General features: G+C 38.1%; 21 protein-coding genes. 2 read left to right on the top strand and 19 right to left on the bottom strand.

Translation table 11 applies throughout. The annotated features are described in order from the left end of the window. Nucleotides 1-74: 74 nt before the first annotated feature. From QZ413_RS08395 to QZ413_RS08370, 6 genes are read right to left on the bottom strand one after another with little or no spacing between them, the layout of a single operon-like run. Nucleotides 75-2,882: a sigma-54-dependent transcriptional regulator gene (locus QZ413_RS08395; RefSeq protein WP_297079203.1), complete on the bottom strand. Its 2,808-nt coding sequence runs from the start codon at nt 2,880-2,882 to the stop codon at nt 75-77. 18 nt (nt 2,883-2,900) lie between these two features. Further along, the gene (locus QZ413_RS08390; RefSeq protein WP_297079201.1) at nt 2,901-3,263 is read right to left on the bottom strand and encodes a DUF1634 domain-containing protein; all 363 of its coding nucleotides are present in this window, start codon (nt 3,261-3,263) and stop codon (nt 2,901-2,903) included. After that, complete coding sequence (locus QZ413_RS08385) at nt 3,260-4,099, bottom strand: sulfite exporter TauE/SafE family protein (RefSeq protein WP_297079198.1); 840 nt, start codon at nt 4,097-4,099, stop codon at nt 3,260-3,262. Before QZ413_RS08385 ends, QZ413_RS08390 begins: the two co-directional genes overlap by 4 nt. Beyond that, complete coding sequence (locus tag QZ413_RS08380) at nt 4,096-4,638, bottom strand: GNAT family N-acetyltransferase (protein ID WP_297079247.1); 543 nt, start codon at nt 4,636-4,638, stop codon at nt 4,096-4,098. Before QZ413_RS08380 ends, QZ413_RS08385 begins: the two co-directional genes overlap by 4 nt. Before the next feature lie 4 nt (nt 4,639-4,642). After that, nucleotides 4,643-5,554, bottom strand: coding sequence for a diacylglycerol kinase family protein (locus QZ413_RS08375; RefSeq protein ID WP_297079196.1), 912 nt, complete (start codon nt 5,552-5,554; stop codon nt 4,643-4,645). 28 nt (nt 5,555-5,582) lie between these two features. After that, nucleotides 5,583-6,323 (bottom strand): GntR family transcriptional regulator, encoded by a 741-nt coding sequence (locus QZ413_RS08370; RefSeq protein ID WP_297079195.1) that lies wholly within the window; start codon nt 6,321-6,323, stop codon nt 5,583-5,585. Nucleotides 6,324-6,447: 124 nt separating this feature from the next. On the opposite strand from QZ413_RS08370, the gene QZ413_RS08365 reads away from it, so the two are divergent. Next, complete coding sequence (locus QZ413_RS08365) at nt 6,448-7,344, top strand: ABC transporter ATP-binding protein (protein ID WP_297079193.1); 897 nt, start codon at nt 6,448-6,450, stop codon at nt 7,342-7,344. Beyond that, entirely contained in the window at nt 7,337-8,596 is a 1,260-nt protein-coding gene (locus tag QZ413_RS08360; RefSeq protein ID WP_297079191.1) for an ABC transporter permease, read from the top strand. The genes QZ413_RS08365 and QZ413_RS08360 overlap by 8 nt, the downstream gene beginning before the upstream one ends. A 67-nt stretch (nt 8,597-8,663) precedes the next feature. On the opposite strand, the gene celB is transcribed toward QZ413_RS08360, so the two are convergent. From celB to rpmA, 13 genes are all read right to left on the bottom strand, one after another. Further along, complete coding sequence (celB, locus tag QZ413_RS08355) at nt 8,664-9,932, bottom strand: PTS cellobiose transporter subunit IIC (RefSeq protein ID WP_297079188.1); 1,269 nt, start codon at nt 9,930-9,932, stop codon at nt 8,664-8,666. Between the two features lie 45 nt (nt 9,933-9,977). Then, on the bottom strand, nt 9,978-11,375 hold the full coding sequence (locus QZ413_RS08350; RefSeq protein ID WP_297079186.1) for a glycoside hydrolase family 1 protein: 1,398 nt from the start codon (nt 11,373-11,375) through the stop codon (nt 9,978-9,980). An 82-nt stretch (nt 11,376-11,457) separates the two neighbouring features. Then, nucleotides 11,458-11,904 (bottom strand): N-acetyltransferase, encoded by a 447-nt coding sequence (locus tag QZ413_RS08345; RefSeq protein ID WP_297079184.1) that lies wholly within the window; start codon nt 11,902-11,904, stop codon nt 11,458-11,460. Nucleotides 11,905-11,962: 58 nt separating this feature from the next. Further along, nucleotides 11,963-12,793: a D-alanyl-D-alanine carboxypeptidase family protein gene (locus QZ413_RS08340; protein WP_297079182.1), complete on the bottom strand. Its 831-nt coding sequence runs from the start codon at nt 12,791-12,793 to the stop codon at nt 11,963-11,965. Next, the gene (locus QZ413_RS08335; RefSeq protein ID WP_297079181.1) at nt 12,753-14,639 is read right to left on the bottom strand and encodes a glycoside hydrolase family 13 protein; all 1,887 of its coding nucleotides are present in this window, start codon (nt 14,637-14,639) and stop codon (nt 12,753-12,755) included. The genes QZ413_RS08340 and QZ413_RS08335 overlap by 41 nt, the downstream gene beginning before the upstream one ends. Continuing rightward, nucleotides 14,620-17,061, bottom strand: a complete 2,442-nt coding sequence (locus QZ413_RS08330) for a glycogen/starch/alpha-glucan phosphorylase (RefSeq protein ID WP_297079179.1) — start codon at nt 17,059-17,061, stop codon at nt 14,620-14,622. Before QZ413_RS08330 ends, QZ413_RS08335 begins: the two co-directional genes overlap by 20 nt. A gap of 85 nt (nt 17,062-17,146) precedes the next feature. After that, the gene (glgA, locus tag QZ413_RS08325) at nt 17,147-18,586 is read right to left on the bottom strand and encodes a glycogen synthase GlgA (protein WP_297079177.1); all 1,440 of its coding nucleotides are present in this window, start codon (nt 18,584-18,586) and stop codon (nt 17,147-17,149) included. 5 nt (nt 18,587-18,591) lie between these two features. After that, a complete protein-coding gene (gene glgD / locus QZ413_RS08320) occupies nt 18,592-19,737 on the bottom strand; it encodes a glucose-1-phosphate adenylyltransferase subunit GlgD (RefSeq protein ID WP_297079175.1) in 1,146 nt (381 codons plus the stop codon). Next, nucleotides 19,727-20,869 carry a glucose-1-phosphate adenylyltransferase gene (locus tag QZ413_RS08315; RefSeq protein ID WP_297079173.1) on the bottom strand — a complete coding sequence of 381 codons (1,143 nt, stop codon included), beginning with the start codon at nt 20,867-20,869 and terminating at the stop codon, nt 19,727-19,729. The genes glgD and QZ413_RS08315 overlap by 11 nt, the downstream gene beginning before the upstream one ends. A 29-nt stretch (nt 20,870-20,898) precedes the next feature. After that, complete coding sequence (glgB, locus tag QZ413_RS08310) at nt 20,899-22,785, bottom strand: 1,4-alpha-glucan branching protein GlgB (protein WP_297079170.1); 1,887 nt, start codon at nt 22,783-22,785, stop codon at nt 20,899-20,901. A 241-nt stretch (nt 22,786-23,026) separates the two neighbouring features. After that, nucleotides 23,027-23,722, bottom strand: a complete 696-nt coding sequence (locus tag QZ413_RS08305) for a VTT domain-containing protein (protein ID WP_297079168.1) — start codon at nt 23,720-23,722, stop codon at nt 23,027-23,029. Further along, entirely contained in the window at nt 23,715-23,891 is a 177-nt protein-coding gene (locus QZ413_RS08300) for a hypothetical protein (RefSeq protein WP_297079166.1), read from the bottom strand. The genes QZ413_RS08305 and QZ413_RS08300 overlap by 8 nt, the downstream gene beginning before the upstream one ends. Nucleotides 23,892-23,994: 103 nt before the next feature. Next, complete coding sequence (rpmA, locus tag QZ413_RS08295) at nt 23,995-24,276, bottom strand: 50S ribosomal protein L27 (RefSeq protein WP_297079164.1); 282 nt, start codon at nt 24,274-24,276, stop codon at nt 23,995-23,997. Between the last annotated feature and the right edge of the window lie 2 nt (nt 24,277-24,278).

The raw sequence follows: 24,278 nt of genomic DNA, 5'->3' as shown, positions 1-24,278 counted from the left end.
ACACTAAAACGATACACTAAAAATAGTGTATCGTTTTAGTGTATCGTTCAAATGCTATATTGTATTGTAGTGTATTATTGTGTATCGATTTTTAATCGTAACATTTCAACAATATAATACTCTTCAGATTCTGCAATATCTAATCCAAATGGTGTCATTAGTTTTACAAGTTCACGATGCAAAAATGCATATCCTGAGAATGTATACATCGCCTGTATTTGCTCACTTGTAGCACTTAATGGTCGTTTGAGTAATGCACGTTCAAACAGATTGCTACAATGTGTCACTAAATTCGTACGAAAAGCATACGTTTCATCTTGGATTTTCCATACTTCTAGCAGTTGACTCGCAAACGTCCAAAGTGGATCGATCAATTTATCTGGATTAAAAAAAGTCAATCCTTCTGCCATAAATCGTTGACACGCTTGTTTAGCACTCACTTGATCGATCATTCGATCTTCATCTAATAATTGCGCTTCAAATGTCGATTCCATCAGTAAGTAATCAATTAATTCATCCGTGTCCGCATTGATAAAACGTTCTAAGGAAATGAACGGGGCATCAATTTTAGGATCAACCACGCCTGTCGAGGCAATGATTTCATATCGCTCCACTAGATCTGCTAAACGCGTGCTAAGTTCGACGACAGATAAAGTCAATACATTTAGATCATCGATATGTTGCTGTCCTAGAGAAGTTTCGATGATTTTTTTTACTTGTTGGGCCGTTCCCTCACCAGAAGCACAAATCGCTAAAATCACACGTTCTTTATTGGTATCTTTTGCTTTTTCTGCTACATGACCATACCCTCTAAACGTGCGTAGTGCATCATAAATACTATCTAGGTCACTACCGATTACAGATGCCTTGCGCGCAGCTTCTAATACATTTGGTGTGGTTACCATATCAAGCGTACGTACTTTAATCCCTGTATCGCGTTGGATTTGATCTTGAAACGTAGCCAAAGATCCCATATCAACCATCAATAAAACCCCACTATAATCATGTACACGTTTTACCGCTTCGACGACTTTATCATAAGCGACCTTAGGCGACATATCTAGTGGCATATCCACTGCGGCAATCTGATCAACACCTAAGAGCGATTTGACGACATCCACCATACTGCGCGCAGTACTTTCGCCATGAGCCGCTACAACGACACCAATTTTCCCTGTCATCGATGCATTGCGTAGCGAAATTAATAATACTGCCAAATAATCTTCTTCTGCTTGGGGAATCTCGACTTGGAAAAAGTGCGCGATATGTTGCCTGATTTCGTGAGCGAGTGCTAGTTCTTCAGGATAGCTATGAACCATTTCACGAATATTATCATTTGAGTAGCGAATATCTCCTAGCTGGATTTTCTTCATAAACGAACTGATATGTAAACTCATCGCATACAAAAAGTTTTGCTCAAGTGCATCCCCAAATCGTTCGTGGACGATCTGATATAACTGATTAGTCAACTCGATGATCTTAGGATCCACAAATTCACTTAATTTATTTTCTGATTGAAAAGAAAATCCATGGTTTTTATAAAATGATTTCAAGTGAACATTAATATCTGTTGAAATAAAGTGGTGAATCGTCTCTTGATCCACACCTTCAGCTTTTAGTAAATCTGCTTTGTCACCAATGATATCATATAAATTATAAGGTAGATCGTACGAACCAGTTTGGATATCAATCAATGCATCGTCTGGTTGGATTACTAATTTAGACGTTACATATTGTGATAACGCAGTCAAACTCTGACGTTTACTTGCCAAATGGACAAGCCCAGAGCGAATACCTTCTGGCACATCTTCCATCGTGATTTCGATCTCATTATGATACATATGATTTAAAAACCCTCTAGCACAAATCAGTTGAACATTGGATTTTAATTGTCCGATATTCCCAAACGTCACTGCCCCAATCAACGACTTCACCACATCTTCAGTCAACGAGATCGTTCGTTCGATACGTTTGGCTTCTTGTGCGACCATTACTTTTACTAAATCGATTTTTTCAATTGCCGGCCGTTCATCAAAAGAAGGCAATTGGATCGTAATTGGGATCCTACGTAAAAAGGTTCCTAGTAATGTCGAGGATGGATTTTCTGTTGTTGCTCCGATAATGCGAACACTAGCTTGTCGATGCTTTCCACTTTCTCCTAAACGATTATACCGACCATGATCCATAAAATAGAAGATCATTTCTTGACCTTCAGGTGGTAACCGATGGATTTCATCTAAAAATAGCATGCCATCATTCGCTTCTTCAATAATGCCTTCTTTATCTTTTTCAGCTCCAGTAAAAGCGCCTTTAGCATAGCCAAATAAATGACTCATCAATAGCTCAGGGTTGTGGGCGTAGTCAGCACAATTGAATACGATCAATTCTTTGTCTGATGCGATCACTTCATTTTGTCGCGCAAATTGAAACATAGCATGTGCAAAATGAGTTTTTCCTGATCCGGTGGGTCCTGTAATCAAACAATTTAACCCTTTAGGTGGATATAAAATCGCAGCTTTAGCCTGTTCACCTGCGTTTTTCATCGAACCATTGATTCCAATGATCGTTTGAAAGACATCTTGTGATTTTTCAAACGACAAGCGGGGTTTTGTAACTGGCAACTCTTTATAACTTGGCACATATTTTTCTACTGGTGGAATAGGATCGACTAGTTGATCCAAGGCTTTTTCTACTAAAAAATAGGTAACTGGACGTCCATCACTTTTCGTTAATTTTTGTTGCCGAACCAATTCATTTAATTCTTTGCTGACATTGGAACGTTGCATATTGAGTTTTTCGGCAAGTTCACTTGTCGTAAACCCTTGCTGTGTCGCTTTTTTCTGCTGCAAATAATTCCAAATCAAATCCTTACGTTTTGCCACGTATTCCCCCCCTTTTTTTTACCCGTGTATGCCAAAAATCATGCTAATGAGTAAAATAAAAAACACGACAATCGTAATGATCGTATAGATAAGATCACGTTGTTGAATAAATAGTAAAATCGAAACAAGTACGCGTAATGCGGGTGTTAAAATAAGGAAAAACAATCCTACTAATAGATAGGTATCCGGAACCAAATGGATAAAACCAAATACTAATTTTGACCATGAAAACAAGTCTTGTGCTGTAAACACTTGATCGGTCCCACGTAACGTCAACAATAGTCCAATAACCAATAAAGCCGCTGCAACATACGTCCCGATCGCTAAAATCCGTCCAATCAAAAGCTCCATTTTTTGAATTTCTGATTCTGAATTGTTCATCCTATTCCTCCAAATCCTTTGATGATCATTTGGATGCCTAAATAAAGTAAAATCGGAACAAAAATGATGCGGATCGTTCTCGTTTTAAGATACTGCATGATTCTGGTTCCGATCGTTGAACCAATTAATACGCCGATTGCTAATGGAGCTGCGATCATTGGCTGAATCGATCCGTTAAATAAATAAATCATCGCACTTGCCGCAGCCGTAACGCCCATCATCAAATTACTCGTCGCGCTAGAAGGCTTTAACGGCATTTTCATGATCGTATCCATCGCCAACACCTTAAATGCCCCGCTACCAATCCCTAATAGACCACTAGCGATCCCAGCACCAAACATCATCGAAAAGCCACCCGTTAGATTCGTCAGTTGGTAAGAGATCATTCGTTTTTCTTGCTTGTCATAATACGCGCCATTTAATTGAAGTTTTTCTACTACCGGAGATACAGTACCTTGAAAAATCGTTTCTTTTTTGCGGCCGATCAATTTTTTAACCATATTATATGCTGAAAAAACAAGTAAGGAACCAAAAAACATATATAAGATATTAGGCGCAAATAGCCCCGTCAACAATGCGCCTACAATCGCGCCTAGTGTCGTCGCGATTTCTAAAAACATTGCGACTCTCAGATTTAATAAATCGTCTTTTAGATATGCAATACTCGCGCCAGAACTCGTCGCAATCACCGAAATCACACTTGCTCCGATCGCATATTTAATATCGATTCCTAAAGCTAAGGTCAAAAATGGCGTGACGATAATGCCTCCACCTAATCCTAAAATCGCGCCTAAAATTCCAGCTAGGATTCCACTAAGCAAAAACAAAGCAATCATACTCTTTCTCCTTTAGCGTTTGCCGGGATAAAATTATCCGGTTTTTTAGACGTAAGTAACGTTTTTTGCATCCATGTAATATCCCACCATGTATCAAATTTATAGCCGACTTGTCGAAACTCACCGACTATTTGATACCCTAGTCGTTCATGAAAACGAATACTCGATGTGTTGCTAGATGTGATACAAGCTAATGTTTGATGAATATTTTGCATACGTAAGCGTTGTTCTAACTGTTCATAAAGCATGCGTCCGATACCATTTTTTTGTGCATCAGGCGCAAGATACACACTCACTTCAACACTCCAATCATATGCCTTACGCGCTTTATACGCACTTGCATAGGCATATCCCACTACTATATCCTCTTTTACTGCCACTAGATAAGGATAGGTATGCTGAATTTGTGTGACACGTGTGGTAAATTCGTCTAGTGTAGGGACTTCGTACTCAAATGTCGTGGCGGTTTGCAAGACATAGTGACCGTAGATCTCAACTAGTTTAGGAATATCTGCAGTCGTTACATTTCGTATATCTATCATATTAATTGGCCACGCTTTTTGGGTTCGGACCTGAAAATACTTGTAGATGTTGTGCATAAATTTCTAAAGTAACAGGTAACGCCGGTCCTGGATCACCATCGACATTTGTTTCCAAATGAGTCGCTGTAGTCAACTCAATCGTTCCTTTTTTAAACGTATGGTAGCCGACATTTTCACTTGATGTTTCGACCCCCTGATACAATTCTGGTAAACTTTTTAACACATCAAACATCGTTTGGTCTTTTAAATAAAGCAAATGAAAATTACCATCATCGACTTGAGCTTTCGGTACGAGTTGTTCAAACCCACCAATCGAATTGGTCAACCCAATCAACACTAAACTACTCGTCACTTCGATTTCTGTTTGATCGAATTTGATCAAAAAATCATAGGATTCATTTTTGATCAACTGTTTCAGTCCTGAAAAAATATAGGCAAATTTCCCTAGTTTGGTCTTCGCTTCAGGATCGACATCATTAATTGACTCTGGGATCGTGCCGATCGCGACCACATCCATAAAGTAACGCTCATTGATTTTGCCAATATCTAGTGGCTTAATACGATCAAATGAAATACATTCAATTGCCTCTTTTGGATCTAAAGGCAAATCTAGCGCTCGACCTAAGTCATTGACTGTCCCTAATGGAAAGAAACCAAATAATGGACGAGTTGCATGATTGGCTAAACCATTGATTACTTCATTGACTGTACCGTCACCGCCCATAGCAAATACGGCATCATAGCCAATCTGTGCCGCTTCATCTGCAAAACGTGTGGCATCATCAGCTTTTTCAGTATATTGGATATCGACACGCTCAAACATCGAGCGTAATTTTTCTTCTGCTAAATCTGCATATTCTTTTGCTTGCTCTTGTCCTGAACTAGGATTGATAATTAGTCTTGCTTTTTTCATTATAAACTCATCCTCTCATTTTATCGGTTTAAGCATCCACACTACTCATCGAATAGCCTCGTACATCAAAACGGTTACGACTTTTTGAATATTCTAGTGGACGGCCATCTTTTAGATAGACGACTTGTTCGACTTCTAACACCGGATCTTCTAGTGAACAAGCTAGATACTCTTGATCATAACGGTCCGAGCGATCCGCTTGAATACTGCGATACGCACCACCAAATTGTAGTCCCAATTCTCCTTTGACATAATCATAAATCGAGTGTAATAAAATATCCGTAGTCAGTCCAGGTACTAGATCACAAGGCATATACGTATGCTCGATCAAATAAGGAACATCTTCTAAAATACGCAAACGGATCAATTTATAAACAGGTTGCTGCGCTTTGATCATTAGTCGTTGTTGGACCTCAGTACTTGGAAACATCACTTCAAAACAAATCACCTTACTAGTCAACGTCTTATGTTTTGCGGCCATTTGTTTACTTAGCCCGTCATATTCTCCTACAGGTGAGGTATCTTTATTCCAAAACGAACGATTTAAAACTTTTGTACCGGCACCTCTTCTGGCGTATACTCGCCCTTCCATCATTAAGAGATCAATCGCTTTTTTGACCGTCATTCGACTAGCATCAAATTCTGCTACCAATTCTGTTTGATTTGGTAAGAATGTATCTTCTGCATAGATACCAGAATCGATGCGTTCACGTAAACTATTGGCGATTTCTTCATATTTGGGTTTCAAAAAAACCACCTCCTCTATCATTTTACTCGATATCAAATTGTTAGACAATTTTTACTCTACATTATTTTTTGTCTTGACAGCTGTTTTTGTATCCACTAGGCTTAAAGGGAATCTTGCAGTAAAAATACGATTAAAAGGAGTCGCTATGTTAGAAGTACATGAGTTAGTCAAAACGTTTGGAAGTTTAACAGCAGTCGATCATCTTTCGTTTCAAATCCAAGATGGACAAATCTTAGGCTTAATCGGTCAAAACGGTGCTGGAAAAACGACAACATTTCGCTTGATCCTTGATTTTTTAAATCAAGATAGTGGTAGTGTCAACTGGAATGGCCATGAATTAACTGGAAAAGATTATGATATCATTGGCTATCTTCCAGAAGAACGCGGGCTTTATCCGAAATTATCGATTCAGGATCAATTGCTGTATTTTGCAGCATTACGCGGAAAAAACAAAAAAGAAATCGAGCCTAAAATCGATGAATGGATGGATAAATTCCAAGTCAAAGGAAAAAAAACAGATAAAGTCAAATCTTTGTCTAAAGGAAATCAGCAAAAAGTCCAATTGATTGCTACATTAATTCACGAACCAAAACTGGTGATTTTAGACGAACCATTTAGCGGGCTAGATCCAGTCAATGCAGAATTATTAAAAAATGGGATTTTAGAATTAAAAGAAAAAGGATCCTGCGTGATTTTTTCAAGTCACAATATGGAAAATGTCGAGCAGATTTGTGATCACCTGATTATGTTGCGTAATGGGCAAGCAGTGTTAAACGGAACCGTTCGGGAAATTCGCGAATCTTTTGGACGCACAAAGCTCTTTTTGGAAGCACCCGTCACCAAAGAACAGTTAAGCCAAATTGCTGGCGTACAAGTCCACGAAAAAACAGGACAACAATTTGAACTGACTTTATCTAATCCAGAAATCGGCAAACAAGTATTTGAATTGGTTACAAAACATGGATATATCCCCATGTTCAACCAACAACCGCCAACATTAGAAGAAATCTTTAAACGAAAAGCAGGTGTGACGAATGAATAAATTTTGGATCATTGCCTCAGATGTTTATAAAAAAAATGTACGCTCATTATCTTTTATCATTATGCTACTGGCACCTTTCTTATTAATGGGAATCGTGTATCTTGTGGGCTCCTTGGCCACAAATTTTTCTAGTGAGACGACGATTGCTCTAGTGAGTAAAGAAGATGCTGTAACCGATGCACTAACTGCATCTAAATTACAGGATGTCACGTTTAAAACCTATCCGTCTGAACAAGCTGCTAAACAAGCACTAAAAGCTGAAAAAATCGATGGATTTATGACTGTAGAAAATACTGATGAAACCCTAAATGCTACACTCTATGCCACTTCTTCGATCGGTACAACGACTGAACTTGAGATCCAACAAACACTGTCTCAACTCCAAAGTATGCTAAGAGCCAATCAGTTGCAATTGTCTTCAAAAGAAGTCACGGCCTTAGCACAACCAGCATTATTTGAAAAAAACAAAGTTTCCTTTAACGATCAAGGAAAAATGGTTACCGGGGAAGATAATTCAGCGATTCAATTAGTGTTAGTCATCGGAATCACGGTGGTACTCTTTATTTTTATCACAAGTTATTCTTCAATTATCGCCCAAGAAATCGCCTCTGAAAAAGGTACACGGATCATGGAAGTCATCTTATCAAGTACCAAAGCTAAGACGCATTTTTACGGCAAATTAACTGGTGTGGTTCTCGTAGCGTTAACTCAAATCATAGTCTATGCTGTAGCTTTTATCGTTGGCTACTCACAATTGAAAAAATTGGAGTTCGTCCAATCGCTTTTAGATACGATCACGCTAGATAAATTGTTAGGACCTGCACTTTGGTTTACGTTGCTCTTTTTTGTCTTTGGGATTTTAGTTTATGCTGTCTTGGCTGCACTTTGTGGGTCACTCGTTTCAAAACCTGAAGATACAGCTAAAGCAGTTCAGCCGATTATTTATATCGGCATGATCGGCTATATTATCGGCTTTACTTTCGGAACCAATGATCCTCAAAATATCGTGATCAAAGTGACCTCTTTTATTCCTTTAGTTTCATCTTACGTCATGCCAATTCGCTTGGCTACAGATACTGTAAGTTTGACACAAGCGAGCTTATCCTTTGGGCTATTGGTTTTATTTGGAATCGGGTTGACTTTAGTTTCAGCCAATTTATACAAATCAAATGTTCTAGTCTATAGCGAAAAAGGCATGTTCCAATCCTTGAAACAATCACTAACGATCTTAGCCAATGAAAAGAAAAAATAATCAAAAAAGGGTGAGACAGATTTTTGTCTCACCCTCTTTTTGATTAAATGCTGTTAAAGACGTGTATTTAAATCATACTTTCTTTTTCTTTGTCTAACACACGTAAGAACGGATACCAGATAAACCCAACGATCATCATATCAACTAATTGCAATAAGCCACCTAATACTGAATTTGTCGCTAACATCCCACTAAAGAAGATCGGTACTGTCCAAGGAACCGATACCCCTGTTGGTGCAGGTACGATCCCAGCTGCCATTACCAAATAGTTCATAGTCGTCACGATAATCGGCGCGATGACCCAAGGAATCAAAATCGTCGCATTCAAGACGATCGGTAATCCAAAGATCGCCGGCTCATTCACATTGAAAATCCCTGGTGCCAAACTCAAGCGACCAATATCTTTATATTGCTTTTTCTTCATGACAAAAGCCATAATCAGTACTACTGCTAACGTCATCCCTGAACCACCTAACCCTACTGTAAAGGTTTCCATAAATGGTTTCGTAATAATATGTGGTAACGTTTCACCTGCTTTATATGCTTCAAGATTATCGAGCATTAGCGTATTCCAAATCGGATCCATAACAGAATTGACGATAATTTGACCATGTAACCCAAAGAACCATAAAAATTGAACAAAGAATAATGCAAGTAAAGTTGCTGGTAAACTACTTCCTAAACCAACCAATGGTTTTTGAATGATTTCATACACCACATCGTGTAAATTGGTATTTAAGACACCGGTTACAAATGCATTGATCAGTAAAAAGATGGTCAATGTTAACACCGCAGGAATCAACGCTGCAAACGATTTTGATACTGCTGGTGGTACACCATCTGGCATTTTGATCTGCCATCCTCTTTTCGTGATCCGACAATAGATTTCTGCCGCTAAAAAAGCAGCAATCATGCCGATAAACATCCCTTTGGCACCCAAACGATCTAACGATAATACTCCAGTAACTTCAACGCCATCTGCAGTCGTCATCATAAAAGGTGTAAGCAATAAAAAGCTTGCAAATGAAACGGCTCCACCAAAAATTCCTTCCACATCATATGATTTTGATAAATAATAGCCAATACCAAATGTCACAAATACCGACATGATACTCATCGTCGCATTTTGACCATTTCCAAACAAATTGCTTAACGTGCCCTTAGTCGCATCATTGAAAAATGGCAAGTTATTTAAAACCACGACAATCGATCCAAACATCGTCAACGGAAACGACAGCATAAATGCATCACGTAATACAGATAAATAGCGATTTTGACCTAACTTATTGGCAAAAGGTAAGATTTTTTCAGACAACCGATCCATAAAATTATTCACTTTATTCACATTCCTTATCGTTTAAAATTTTTGGTATAGCCAAACCTATGGCAACAAGCGATTGTGTTGTGCGACAGTCTTAAACCAGTGTCCCGATGCTTTGATCGTTTTCACTTGGGTATGGATATTATTTGAGATCAAACCATAACGATTTTTATAAGCATTACTCCAAGACCAACAGTCGATCGGCGTCCATAAATGATACCCAAAACAATTGGCCCCTTCACTGATCGCTTGATGTAAATAATTCAAGTGATCTTTGATAAAGGCAATTCGATACTCATCTTCAATGATTCCCTGTTCATTTTGATAACGTTCTTCACCTGAGATCCCCATACCATTTTCTGAAATAAACCAAGGAATATTCCCATATTCATCACGAATCGAACAAGCGATATCGTAAATCGCTGCTGGATAAATCTCCCAACCACGATCAAGATTCATGGTTCTTCCAGGTAATTCGTACTCATCGTAATATCGATCAGGCAACCATTCGCCTACGCTATTTGGTGAAATATCCGGTGCTTTTACACGATGTGGATGATAGTAATTTACACCTAATATATCAATTGGATTGTCTTTAATGATCGTCAATTCTTCTTCTGTACTTTCCCATATCACTTGATTTTCTTCAAGTAATGCTACAAGTTCTTGAGGAAACGTTCCTTTGATGGCTGGATCTAAAAACAAACGATTCGTGAATAATTCAGCTAAATGCGCCGCCTGTTGATCTGCAGGCGCATCTGAGGCTGGATAAGTCGGTGTTAGATTTAAAATGATCCCGATCTTCCCACCTGAACGAGCAACCTCCATTTCCTTGAAACGTTTGATTACTTTAGCTGAAGCTAAGTTTAAATTGTACGCGACTTGCATCGCTTTTTTACCATCAACTAATTTGGGATAGTGGAATTGATGCAAGTATCCTCCTTCCACAACAACGATTGGTTCATTATGCGTAAACCATTCTTTGACGCGATCACCAAATAGTTCGAAACATTTTGTCGCAAAGACAACAAACAACTCCACTACTTTTTTTGACTCCCATCCTCCATATTTATGATACAGTTCTACCGGGATATCAAAATGGTGTAGATTCATAACCGGACGAATATTTTTCGCAATCATCGAATCGATCACTTCATTGTAAAAACGTACCGCATCTGGATTAACACTTCCTGTTTCAAAATCGTCGATCAACCGTGACCACTGAATCGAAGTCCGTAAACTATTAAACGATAGTTCCTCCATCATCTTTAAATCGCTTTCAAAACTATTGTAAAAATTAGAAGCTACATCTGGCCCAATCTGATCGTAAAAATCTTCTGGATGTTGCTCAAACCAATAATCAAAAACGTTTGCATGTTGTTTGTTGAATCGGCCCTCACTTTGCGGACCAGACGTTGCTGCTCCCCACCAAAAATCTTCTGGAAACAATTTTTCCATTACTCATCCCTACCTTCGCTTGAATTCCCCCTTATTATATATTCATTATTTTTAAATGTCTATACTTTTATTTAAAAAGTTCTTATATTTCTAATTTTAAGATGATTTGATCGTATAAGCGCAACCCGTTTTCCATAATTGGTTCTGCGTAATGAGTCGTAAAATAATCGGGTACGATTTCTACCATTCGAAAATGATATTTTTGATATAGATACAACTGTTTGAAACTTGTACTACCGGTTTTGATTACGATTGTATGCTGATGTTTTGTTTTTGCTAGATCAATCAAATGCGTTAATAGTCGACTAGCGATATGGCGGTTTTCTGCATACTCAACTACAGCTAGATGTGTGATTTCAATTTCTTTAAGCTCTTCTACATATACTAATGCCCCTAATAGTCGATCATCTTCTATAAAGCCAAGCACTTCACCTTTTTCTAATGCTTTCTTTATCGCGAATTCACTAGGATCAGCGAGTAATAATAACGGCAACAGTTCACTTATTGTTTTGGTTAGCGTAACAATCATTTTATCCTCCTAAAAACCCCAAAAACGATGTGATCTCACATTGCTTTTGGGGTCTAATTTATCCGATTTTTTGTTGTTTATCTTTAGCTGCTTGAACATTTTGTAAAAATTCTTCTAGTGTCAATTGATGCGTTGTGATGTATTGCGCGTATTCTTTTCCGACATAGCGTAAATGCCACGGTTCATAGTCGATTTTAGTGATCGCTTCTTTTCCTTCAGGATAGCGAATAATAAACCCATACTCTGGTGCCTGTTTTGCTAACCACTTTCCACCTTCTGTATAGCCAAAATCAGAGTGCAAGACTTCTGAAGGATAGGAAGTGTACCAACTTTCATCCACGACATCTAATGCAAGTCCAGTGTGGTGTTCGCTATGTCCTGGTTCCGTCATCGTTTTTTTAGCATCTGCTAAGGCTTCCTCTTCTGTCATTCCATTAGCAACACGCTGTTGAACACCAGCATTTAACACTTGTTGTTGGTAGTCAACCGAACGATAAGCAGAAATAATAACCAATGGAAATTGCGCATCCTGACAGGCTTGAGCAAGTGCTTCATAATCTGGCAAAATTCGTTTATCTACTAAATAATTCCCTACTGCAGCTAGATCCGTTGCTTCATTAACTTCTGACTTGATCAAATGATCTGGTCCTACAAGTGGTAGACGCCAATCATCTAAAGATACATTGGCTAAAAATACTTCATCCTCAGTCAATGCTGTTGTTTTAGATTTTGCTGTTGTTTTTTTCTCAGCTTTCACTACGGTAGCTTGTTTGTCTTTATGTTCGATAATGCCACCTACTACAAGACCTAAAATCCCAACGCTTAAGAGCGTTAATCCAACCGTTTTTTTAGTCCATAGTGTACGTGTTTGTTTCTTGATTTTGCCCATGGTATACCTCGATTTTCCTATCTATTTCACTAAAAGTCGCAAACAAAAATGAATTTTTTTCAAGTTTTGTTAACGTTTGCGTTAGCGCTTGATAAAATTCTATTTGCATCGGCTGTTCTCTTAACCAATGAACGTCAGCAAATGGGTGATCAATCTGTCGATCTGTAAGATTCATCATAAAAATTGTATACTTATTTTCGTAATGACGCAAGCATCCAAAAATCGTATCAGAATAAAAAAGATACGTATCCCCTTTTTGTAACGGTTCATGCGTTGTACGATAGTGGATCAACTGCTTCATTTGATAGTATAGGTGATGATCGAATGTTTCCCAAGGATAATATGAACGATTATCTGGATCGGCTTGCCCTAAAACGCCCACTTCATCACCATAATAAATACAAGGTGTCCCAGGCAAAGCGAACATGACTGCAAAAGCTAGATAGACGTTGTTTAGTGATCCATCTAGTTCGGTTCGCAAGCGTTTGGTATCGTGTGTCCCTAAATTATTTAAAGATTGATGTAAAAAAGGTTGTGGATAGTTTTCTAGAATCGTTTGCAGTTGTTTGCTGATCACGGCTACTTCTTTCGTATTGATCAGCTTTAAAATTGCTTCACGAAAAGGATAATTCATTACCCCATTTAGATTTTCACCTTGTACATATCTACGACGTTGGTCATACGCAATTTTATTTGAGGCATCTTCCCAAACTTCACCGATCAAGATACGATCATCATATTCATCTAGTACTTGGCGAATCCCTTCAATAAACTCATCTGGTAATTCATCGGCAACGTCTAAACGCCATCCATCTACACCAAGATCTGTCCAATAACGGATCACGCTATCTTTACTTCGGTAAATAAAATCACGAAAGCTTTCTTGTGTTTTATCGATTTGTGGCAAGTCATGAATCCCCCACCACGACTGATATTCTGTCGGATAGTTGGTAAATTGGAACCAAGGATAATATTTACTTTGTCGACTACGACTTGCACCTGTAGATTCACCATAACGACCATCTTGATTGAAATAACGACTATTACGCCCCACATGACTAAAGACACCATCTAAGATCAGCCGAATGCCCGCTTGATGCAAATGATCCAATAACGAAAGAAAATCTTCTTTACTTCCTAATAACGGATCGATTTCAAAATAATCACTTGTATCGTAGCGATGGTTACTATTGGCCTCAAATATAGGATTTAGATACACGATCTTCACACCTAGGTCCACCAAATAAGGGATTTTTTCTTCGATCCCTTTTAACGTTCCACCATAGAAATCCCAGCGCGTTACTTCACCTTTTTCATTCTTGATATACATTGGCCGATCACTGTGACTACCGTAAAGAAAAATATTCTCACGTTCTGTCAACAATTGATGTGGTGGTAAGTGACTAGAAAAGCGATCTGGAAAAATCTGATAAGCGACACTCGTTTCAAACCACGAACGAATTGCTTCGTGCTTAAAGCAAGTCAATTGAAATTCGTTGATCTGATGGGCTTGTTCAACAAATTTTCCTTCACCGTTTTGTTGATCGCCCTTGATATAATAGCCAATCTTTCGATACCCTTCTTGTTGGTAGGTGATTTGAAAATGATAGAAATACAATCCTCGTTCTAGATGAAAGTGAGTTTTATATAGCTGTTGTTTCGCATCCCACTCCATCGTAATCGTTTGATCCGATGCTTGATCTTGGTGATAGACAAATGCAACATGTTCGATTTGTCCATTGGGTACACTCGCTTCTAAACAAATCTGCACCGTGTCAGATTCACTGACTGCTCCAAAAGGATATTTGTATTTCGTTGACCATGGATTAAATGTTATAGGAAGCATGTTCCTCATCCTTTACCGTGTGTCCAATTTTAGTTTGTTGAATACGCCAAATATCTTCAGCATATTTTTTTACAGTATCATCAGCTGAGAAACGACCTGCGTTAGCGATATTGACTAAGCTCATTTTCAACCATTTTTCTTGTTGAGCGTATAAATGTTCGATTTTTTCTTGCGCAGTGACATATGCTTCAAAATCACGCAACACGAAAAATTCATCATTGTATTTTAGTAAAGAATCATAAATTTCGATTCCTTCTTGTTCGATGTTTGGAATCATGCCATTAATTAAGGCATCGATTACTTTACGTAAGGTCAAAGAAGACTCATAATACTCAAACGCATGGTAGTTGGCTTGCTCATAGTATTCGTATACTTCTGATTCAGTCAAGCCAAAGATAACGATATTTTCATCGCCTACTGCATCACGAATTTCAATATTCGCACCGTCTAATGTGGCTAACGTAATCGCACCATTTAACATCAACTTCATGTTACTTGTTCCAGAAGCTTCTTTTGAGGCCAAAGAAATTTGCTCACTCACATCTGCAGCTGGAATAATTTTTTCAGCTAAACTTACACTGTAGTTTTCTAAAAAGACAATTTTTAGTTGATCATGGATACTTTCATCATGATTGATCAAATTCGCTAATTCATTGATGACTTTAATGATCGATTTTGCATAATGGTAACTTGGCGCGGCTTTGGCACCGAAAATAAAGACTCTTGGTTGGATTTTCTTTTTCGGATTTTCTTTTAGATCTAGGTAAAGTTTGATAATGTGTAAAAGGTTCAATAATTGACGCTTATAGGCATGCAATCGTTTGATTTGAACATCAAATATTGCATGATCATTCACAATAACACCCGTTTCTTTTTCGATGAATTGCGCCAAATGTGTCTTGTTCACTTGTTTAGCTTCAGCTAATTTTTTCAAGACTTTTTTATCATCTTTATAATTCATCAAGAGATACAGATCTGATGCTTCAAAACGCCAAGATTTTCCAATCGTTTCGTCTAACACGTTTGATAATGTCGGATTTGCCAATTGGATCCATCGTCTTTGTGCGATTCCATTTGTTTTATTATTAAAGCGCGAAGGATACAAGCGATAAAAATCATGGAGTACAACATTTTTTAAGAGATCTGAGTGAAGTTTGGCTACCCCGTTTGTACTATGACTTCCAATAATCGCTAAGTGAGCCATGTGCACCAGACCATTTGAGATAATACGAGTACGTTCGATTACGTCAAAGTCGACAGTCCCTGTCATCTGTTCCACAAATCGACGATCGATTTCTTCGATAATTTGATAAATACGTGGTTGTACGCTACGCAACATCTCGACCGGCCATTTTTCTAACGCTTCTGCTAAAATCGTATGGTTCGTATAGCTCATGACTTTGATCGTAAGATTCCATGCACGCTCCCAACTCATTTGCTCTTCATCGACTAAAATCCGCATAAACTCTGGAACACACATCGCAGGATGGGTATCATTGATATGGATTGCAACATATTCATCGATGTTATTCAAATTGTAGCCATTTGCTTTAAAGTGACGCACAATACTTTGAGTTCCTGCTGAAACAAAGAAGTACTCTTGCATCAAACGCAAGCGACGACCCGCTTCATTTGAATCATCTGGATACAATACAGACGTCAAATCTTCAATCTCACGGCGTTGTTGGATGCTACGATAGTTGGCTTCCTCTTCTAGCGGAATCTCTGCATCCCATAAACGTAACGTATTGACAGTTCCATTTTGATACCCAACCATCCCAGTATCATATGGTACCGCACGAACGATTGTTGGCTGTTCATGGACCGGAACTAAACTACCATCTTCCATTTCTTTTAAATAGGCATGACCATTGAATTGAACCATCACTGATTTACTATCACGGCGCACTTCCCATGTATTCCCACGTGATAACCATTCATTTGGTAATTCGACTTGATAGCCATCAATAAATTTTTGTTTGAATAATCCATATTTATAGCGGATCCCATTTCCATTGCCTGGTAGTCCTTCAGAAGCGATCGAATCCATAAAACAAGATGCTAAACGACCCAATCCACCGTTTCCTAATGCCATATCAGGTTCGATTTCTAAAATATCTTCTAAAGCAATTCCCATATCTGCCAAACTAGTTTCTACAGTATCTAGCCAGCCCATATTCAACAAATTACTCTTCATCATTCGTCCAGGTAAAAACTCAATAGAAAAGTAATACACTTGTTTATTGTGTTGTGCATTATACGTTCTTCGAGTAGTCCCCCAGTCTTTAGCATAACTGGCACGGATCAACGTCGCTAACGTCGTATATAAATCATATGGCGATGCTTCTTCAACCGATAATGCGTACTTTTCCGTCAACATGTCTAAAAATTTTTCTTTAAATAGCTCTTTACTGATTGTCATCGAATCATCCTCTACTTTTAGATTAAAGGAAGCTGGCATACGTTCATTCGCACCCCAGCTTTCCCCCTTATTTTTTCGACTGTACTTACATCCCTACCATTTCGTGATACAGGTGGATATAATGTTCACTTGCTGTTTCCCAACTAAAATCGACATCCATCGCACGAATCACGACTTCACGCCAAACATCGGGTACTTCTTTGTAAATATGCAGCGCCAAATCGACGGCTTGCTTTAGTGCGTAGGCTTGAAAATCTACGAAACCAAATCCCGTTCCTTCATGCGTAACAGGATTAAATGGCCAAACCGTGTCACTTAATCCCCCAATTTGGTGAACGATTGGCAATGTACCATAGCGCATCGACATCATTTGTGACAAGCCACAAGGTTCAAAGGCTGAAGGCATTAAAAACATATCTGCTCCAGCATAGATTTTTTGGGCCAAATCAACATCAAAGGTAATGCATGCTCGCACTTTTTCAGGAAAGCGAGATTCAAAATAACGAAATCCATCTTCAAAGCCTGTTTCTCCTGTACCCAATACAACGATTTGAACCGCTTGTTGTGTTAACAGTTCTTCCATTTTCTCCATGACTAAATGGAACCCTTTTTGATGTGTCAACCGACTGACCATCCCAATCATTGGCACGTCTTTTTCGATCGGTAAACCAAGTAATTTTTGCAATTGTAATTTGTTTTCTGTTTTTTTATTCAATGTTGTTTGATCAAATGGTTCAAAAATATGACGATCATGCATTGGATCGTAAATACTGTAATCAATCCCATTTAATATTCCAACTAATTTTTGACTTTCTTGACGTAAGATAGCATCTAGCCCGCAACCAAACTCACCTGTTTGAATTTCTTTGGCATAATTAGGTGATACTGTATTCACACGATCTGCATATACGATACCTGATTTTAACCAATTGACCATCCCGTTTTGCGCGATCATGCCATCTTCAAAATGTTCTGCACCGGTTTGAAACCAATCGCCTAAAGTATATGGTTCAAAATAGCCCTGAAATTCGATATTATGAATCGTCAATACCGTTTGAATCTGTTGAAAAGCATTAATCCAACGGTATTTTTCTTTTAATAAAAACGGAACAAATGCAGTATGGTAATCGTTTGTATGCACGATGTCTGGAATAAAATCTAATTTTTCCATCGCTTCAATCAATGCTTGTTGAAAGAAGGCAAAACGTTCGCCATCGTCGTCATAACCATAAATCGCTGGTCGATTAAAGTAGTATTGATTATCTATAAAATAATACTGAACGTCATTTAGTGTCAATGTTTTGATCCCACAATACTGCTTGCGCCAGCCCACATCGATCACAAAGTCTAACACGTCGGTGGTAGCTTCTTGATACTCTTTGGGAATCAAGGACATGTAGGGTAAGATCACCCGAATATCATGTCCCTTTTCCTTTAGTTTTTTTGGCAACGCTCCAGCTACATCGCCTAAACCGCCACTTTTAAAAAAAGGTGCACATTCCGCTGCTGCAAATAAAATTTTCATACCAGTTACTCTCCGATCTGATCAGCCGTTACATGACTACCTTTTTTAATAACTAATGGTTGCTCTTTAGTCCCAATAATACGCACGCCAGCTTCCACCGTCACGTTTTTGTCTAAAATCGCATATTGGATCGTTGCCCCTTGACCGATTTTTCCACTTGCCATCACAATCGAATGCTCCACTGTCGCTTCTTCTTCGATCGCTGTTCGTCTAGAAATCAAACTATGATGGACAGTTCCTCGAATGATACTTCCTGTTGCAAATTGACTTGCATGTACATTCGATTCCGGTGAGAAATAGGTTGGCACTTCATTTTTAGCTTTTGTTAAAATATGTTGACTTGAATAGAGTAGCGAATTGAATTTTTTAGGATCCAACATATCCATATTGGCTTCATAGTAACTTTTTACGTCAAAAATATTGCTTAAATAGCCGGTATATTCATATGTTGTAACTTCATTTCCTTTAAGATTTTTCCAAATCAACTCTTCTAAACAAGCATATTCACCCTCGTTTTGGGCCACTTCTAAAATATTGATCAACCAGTCGGTATTTACCACGAAAATATTCATCGCTAAATTGTAAAACGGTTGATCCTCATTTAACTCTTCAAAAACTGTCGCTTCAAGTGTAGGTTGGTTTTCACGAAAAGATAAAATATAGTCTTTAGGATAGATTTTATCTGATTCCACTCGTTTGAATAACACCGTACATTCGCGTTGTTGTTCTTCGTGTACACTGATTACTGAGCGATAGTCAACATTACACAAGATTTTGTTTCCTGTATATACCGTAAACTTCGATTTTGCTTTTCGTAAAAAATCGATCATCGGTTCATGGAAAGGTTCACCCGCTGCTTGTGCACGTTGAATCGTTTCTTTAAAAGAAACGAAGTAGTGACTTAGGATATTATTTAAGTGCCAATGATTGCCCCCACCTAAATGATCAAAGATCGATTGCGTATTGCGTTCGCTAGCAGTCATATAGATCGAGCGCACGTTTGCATTCACTAGATTGGATAACCCAAAATCAATCATCCGATATTTGCAATCGAAATACAGTGTTGCTAACGGACGTTTTGCCGTCAATTCACCTAATCCTGTACCTTCAAACTCATTTTCCATAATCGCAGATACTTTATTAGCTCTCATCTACTAACACTCCAATCACTTCAGAATAGCCGACTACCGCAATTTCATCGGTTCCATCGATTTCAGCATTATCTCCAACGATCGCATTTTCCCCAACGATCGCTCGTTTGATCGTTACATTTTTTCCAATCGTGGCTCCTGCCATAATGACACTATCTTTGATCACGGCGCCTTCTTTAATTTTCACATCATTTGATAACAAACTGTTTTGAACGTCTCCAGCGACATAACATCCATCCACCACCAAAGAACCTTTAACACTCGCTTGTTCTGTAATAAAATGCGGTGGAGATACTGGGTTTTTAGAATAGATTCGCCATGCACTATCACTCATCTTCAATTCATTATCTGGATTGATAAATTCCATACTGGCTTGCCATAGTGAATCGATCGTACCTACATCTTTCCAGTAATCATCAAAGCGATAGGCAAAAACATTTTCGCCGCTTTCGATATAAGACGGAATCACATGTTGTCCAAAGTCTAACATTTGATCATCTTTATTATAGCTATTCAACAACACTTGACGTAAACGAGACCAATTAAAGATATAAATCCCCATTGATGCCAAATTGCTTTTTGGTTCCGCTGGTTTTTCATCGAATTCAACGATACGATCATGATCATCGGTATTCATGATCCCAAAACGTGATGCTTCTTCCATTGGTACTTCAATAACTGCAACCGTTAGTGAGGCATGGTTGCGTTTATGGGTTTCAAGCATTTTATCGTAATCCATTTTATAGATATGATCTCCTGATAAAATCAAGACATACTCTGGATCGACTTGATCGATATAATCAATATTTTGATAGATCGCATGCGCCGTTCCTTCGAACCATTTGCTTCCTTCATTACTTGAATAAGGTTGTAAAATCGTTACACCTGAACCAATGCCATCTAAGCCCCAACTTGCTCCGTTTCCGATATGTTCATTTAAAGCTAAAGGCTGATATTGTGTGACAACTCCTACGGTACTGATTCCTGAATTCACACAGTTACTTAACGTAAAATCAATGATACGATAGCGTCCGCCAAAAGGGACAGCTGGTTTGGCAATCGTTTGGGTCAATTTCCCTAAACGACTTCCTTTTCCTCCTGCAAGGATCATTGCTAACATTTCTGTTTTCATACTCTCGATGGTTTCCCATCTTCCCTCCCTTATTTCTTCCTTGTAATCGTAATGGTTGCTGGTTTTAAAATTAAAGCACCTAATGCTGGAACAATTAATTCAATAATGTGTTCGTCTTGTTCACTAGTTGTGACCATTGGTTCTTGTCCTTTCGTCCAAGTCCCACCATATTCCGCTAACTCCGTATTCAATAACTCTTCATAAGTTCCTTTATAAGGAACTTTGATGCGAAAATTACGTTGTTCTTCAGGTGTAAAATTAAGGAGGACAATCAAGAAATCTTTTTTACGTTTTCCTTTACGGATAAAACTTAGCACGACTTCTTTAGTATTGTCCGCATCAATAAATTCGACACTCGCTTGAGGGTCTTGTTCTAACTCCCATAGAGCTGTTTCTTCTTTATATAACGCATTCATTTTAATTGTAAATGCTTGCATTTTTTTGTTCATATCATCGGCTAGATCTTTCCATTCTAGCCCTTCATTGTATTTCCATTCTAAAAATTGGCCCCATTCATTTCCCATGAAAGACAGTTTCTTACCTGGGTGTGTGAGTAAATACGTATATAAGTTACGTAGTTGAGAGAATTGCTTGTATCGATCGCCCCACATCTTATGTAACAAGCTTTTTTTACCATGAACCACTTCATCATGTGAAAGCGGCAAGATATAGTGCTCATTTGCCATATACATGAATGAAAAAGTCAGTTTATTTAGATGATACTTTCGATAAATTGGGTCCATTTCGTAAAAAGCAAGTGTATCGTTCATCCAACCAAGATCCCATTTATAATCAAACCCTAATGCATGATCTTCGACACGACCTGTAATCTTAGTTTCAGAAGAGCTTTCTTCAGCAATCATCACGACTTCTGGATGTGCAAGCTTGATCACAGCATTCATTTTTTGTAAGAAATAAATCCCATCAAGATTACGGTTGGTTCCTTCATGATTTGGTTCCCAAGCTTTATCATCATAATCAAGGTAGATCATACTTGACACAGCATCGACACGTAAGCCATCAATATGGAAAAACTCGATCCAAAACAAGGCATTAGAAATCAAGAAACTTTGGACTTGTGGTTTTCCAAGGTCAAAATTCAAAGCTCCCCAACGAACATTGCGCGCACGCAACTCATGTTGATATTCAAATGTCGGGGTGCCATCATAATAGGCTAATGCATCATCGTTCACACAAAAATGACCCGGTACCCAATCTAGTAATACACCAATATTTTCTTGATGACAACGATCCACGAATTCTTGAAATTCTTCTGGCGTACCATAATTTTCTGCGAGCGCAAAATAACCAGTTAATTGGTACCCCCACGATTGGTCAAGTGGATGTTCCATAACTGGCATCAATTCGATGTGTGTGTAGCCCATCTCTTTGATGTATGGAACTAATTCATCTGCTAAATCTTTAAATGTAAAAGGTGTACCATCCCAATGATACCGCCACGAACCTGCGTGCAATTCGTAAATATTCATTGGACGTTTTAGAGATTGACTTCTCTTGTTTCGACCACGATACAATCCATCACGCCACTTATGTGCTGATATTGTATACAATACCGCTGCATTATTTGGACGTGGTTCAAAGCGAATAGCAAAAGGATCGATTTTATAAACATGTCGCCCATTTTCTTGTTCAAGTTTAAATTTATATAAATCACCTTCTTGAGGTATGAGCGTGTGCGTTTCCCAAATTCCTGTACGAGCATCTTTTTCCATTGGAATCGTATCGTTCCAATCATTAAATGTCCCAACTAACCAAACTTGTTTGGCATTTGGTGCAAACACACGAAAGATATACCCTTCATCTGCTTGATGTGCACCGAGTAAATGATGTGCATAAAAATTTTCACCAGTTGTAAATAAATGTTTCGCTTGTTCTACTTGTTTTAGATCCTTCAATGCTATCCGTCCCCCCCTCATAAAAAAACAAAAACCTGTTTACAAAATTATGATAACACATCCCTTTGAACTGTTACAGAATTATTTCTTAAAAAACTAAATCGTTTTAATCATTTTCAAACAAAAAATCAATAAGATAACTAAAACAACAAGCGTTCTTGATTTGTAATTTCTCATTTTATTATCATTTAAACTGTCATAAAGTTAAAAAGAAACCGTTATATTAAATAAAAAAAACGAGTTATTTCACTCGTTTTTTATGGTCTTTTTTAAGGAACAGGATTAGTCCTGAAAATAAAATAACAATTATTAAAAAAATGATCCCTAATTTTATATCCCCTTTAAATAACGCATCTCCACCACAAGCATATAGAATCGATGCCGGCAATGTACCAAAAAGAACAATACTCCCTTGTTCTTTTTTCGTCATCCGCAGCTGTTGGATCGTATAGCTAACTAAAATCGAAGGAATAAAAGGAATCATATAACTGATCGTCAGCCCTGTTTTTGGATGTTTCAACGAGCTTAAATGTTTAATCCAATGATTTTGTGTTTGATTTTTATGGATCAAAGGAACTTTATTCAATAAAGTGATCGCCAAAAAATTTCCTGAAGCATTGCCAACAATATTCAGCACGCCTCCAAAAAACGGACCATAACATAAGCCGATCAATATGCCTAGCATCGATGTCGGAACACCAGGTACCATACAACAAATGATCGTTAAACTAACCAACACGACCGCTGCATCGATCCCGTGCGAACGAACTAAAGTTAGTAGCTCAGCTTTGCTTACTTTTGGATCAAACAATGCATGTAGATCGGGTTGGTAAAGATAAATGAGTATACTGCTTAATCCTAAAATCAACACGACTCCTAATAAAATCCATCGTTTACGAACTTGATGTTTGACCATCTCGTTTGGTTGATTAGACATCTGGATCGACTTCAAAAATAATGACTTCATCTTTTTCATTCGGATGTGTGATTTTTAGTCGTTGTGGCGGGCGGATATCTTCTGTATATTGCCCTTCACGGACTAATTCTTTCGGATCGACATTGGCATTTTCTTCATCACCACGGTTAAATAAAATATTTTCTTCCATGACCACCAACTCCTTTTTCTTTTATTTTAAAGGAAATGACTAAAAAATAAAAGAAACTTCTTCAAATAAAAAAAGCTCGACTCTATAGAGTCGAGCTTTTGTATTATGCTTCTTGCGCTACTGGGTAGACAGAAACTTGTTTTTTGTCGCGGCCTTTACGTTCGAAACGTACCACACCGTCAACTTTAGCAAATAACGTATCATCGCCACCGATACCTACGTTAACGCCTGGATAGATTTTTGTTCCGCGTTGGCGGTACAAGATTGATCCACCACTAACTGTTTGACCATCAGCACGTTTAGCACCTAAACGTTTTGATTGAGAGTCACGTCCGTTGGAAGTAGAACCTCCACCTTTTTTGTGGGCGAATAATTGTAAATTCATAT

The sequence above is a fragment of the uncultured Enterococcus sp. genome, from assembly GCF_913775425.1.
In the GTDB taxonomy this organism is placed as follows: Bacteria; Bacillota; Bacilli; order Lactobacillales; family Enterococcaceae; genus Enterococcus_G.
Note: the sequence above shows the minus strand (reverse complement) of the source record. Positions and strands in the feature narration are given on the sequence as shown.

Bases quoted from the DNA above. Each gene is read 5' to 3' on its own strand.
- QZ413_RS08340 (WP_297079182.1), bottom strand. From the start codon at position 12,793: ATGGGCAAAATCAAGAAACAAACACGTACACTATGGACTAAAAAAACG.
- QZ413_RS08350 (WP_297079186.1), bottom strand. From the start codon at position 11,375: ATGGAAAAATTGTTTCCAGAAGATTTTTGGTGGGGAGCAGCAACGTCT.
- QZ413_RS08300 (WP_297079166.1), bottom strand. From the start codon at position 23,891: ATGGAAGAAAATATTTTATTTAACCGTGGTGATGAAGAAAATGCCAAT.
- rpmA (WP_297079164.1), bottom strand. From the start codon at position 24,276: ATGAATTTACAATTATTCGCCCACAAAAAAGGTGGAGGTTCTACTTCC.
- QZ413_RS08305 (WP_297079168.1), bottom strand. From the start codon at position 23,722: ATGTCTAATCAACCAAACGAGATGGTCAAACATCAAGTTCGTAAACGA.
- QZ413_RS08365 (WP_297079193.1), top strand. From the start codon at position 6,448: ATGTTAGAAGTACATGAGTTAGTCAAAACGTTTGGAAGTTTAACAGCA.
- glgA (WP_297079177.1), bottom strand. From the start codon at position 18,586: ATGAAAATTTTATTTGCAGCAGCGGAATGTGCACCTTTTTTTAAAAGT.
- QZ413_RS08330 (WP_297079179.1), bottom strand. From the start codon at position 17,061: ATGACAATCAGTAAAGAGCTATTTAAAGAAAAATTTTTAGACATGTTG.
- QZ413_RS08335 (WP_297079181.1), bottom strand. From the start codon at position 14,639: ATGCTTCCTATAACATTTAATCCATGGTCAACGAAATACAAATATCCT.
- QZ413_RS08375 (WP_297079196.1), bottom strand. From the start codon at position 5,554: ATGAAAAAAGCAAGACTAATTATCAATCCTAGTTCAGGACAAGAGCAA.
- QZ413_RS08370 (WP_297079195.1), bottom strand. From the start codon at position 6,323: ATGATAGAGGAGGTGGTTTTTTTGAAACCCAAATATGAAGAAATCGCC.
- QZ413_RS08360 (WP_297079191.1), top strand. From the start codon at position 7,337: ATGAATAAATTTTGGATCATTGCCTCAGATGTTTATAAAAAAAATGTA.
- QZ413_RS08390 (WP_297079201.1), bottom strand. From the start codon at position 3,263: ATGAACAATTCAGAATCAGAAATTCAAAAAATGGAGCTTTTGATTGGA.
- QZ413_RS08315 (WP_297079173.1), bottom strand. From the start codon at position 20,869: ATGAAAACAGAAATGTTAGCAATGATCCTTGCAGGAGGAAAAGGAAGT.
- QZ413_RS08385 (WP_297079198.1), bottom strand. From the start codon at position 4,099: ATGATTGCTTTGTTTTTGCTTAGTGGAATCCTAGCTGGAATTTTAGGC.
- glgD (WP_297079175.1), bottom strand. From the start codon at position 19,737: ATGAGAGCTAATAAAGTATCTGCGATTATGGAAAATGAGTTTGAAGGT.
- QZ413_RS08345 (WP_297079184.1), bottom strand. From the start codon at position 11,904: ATGATTGTTACGCTAACCAAAACAATAAGTGAACTGTTGCCGTTATTA.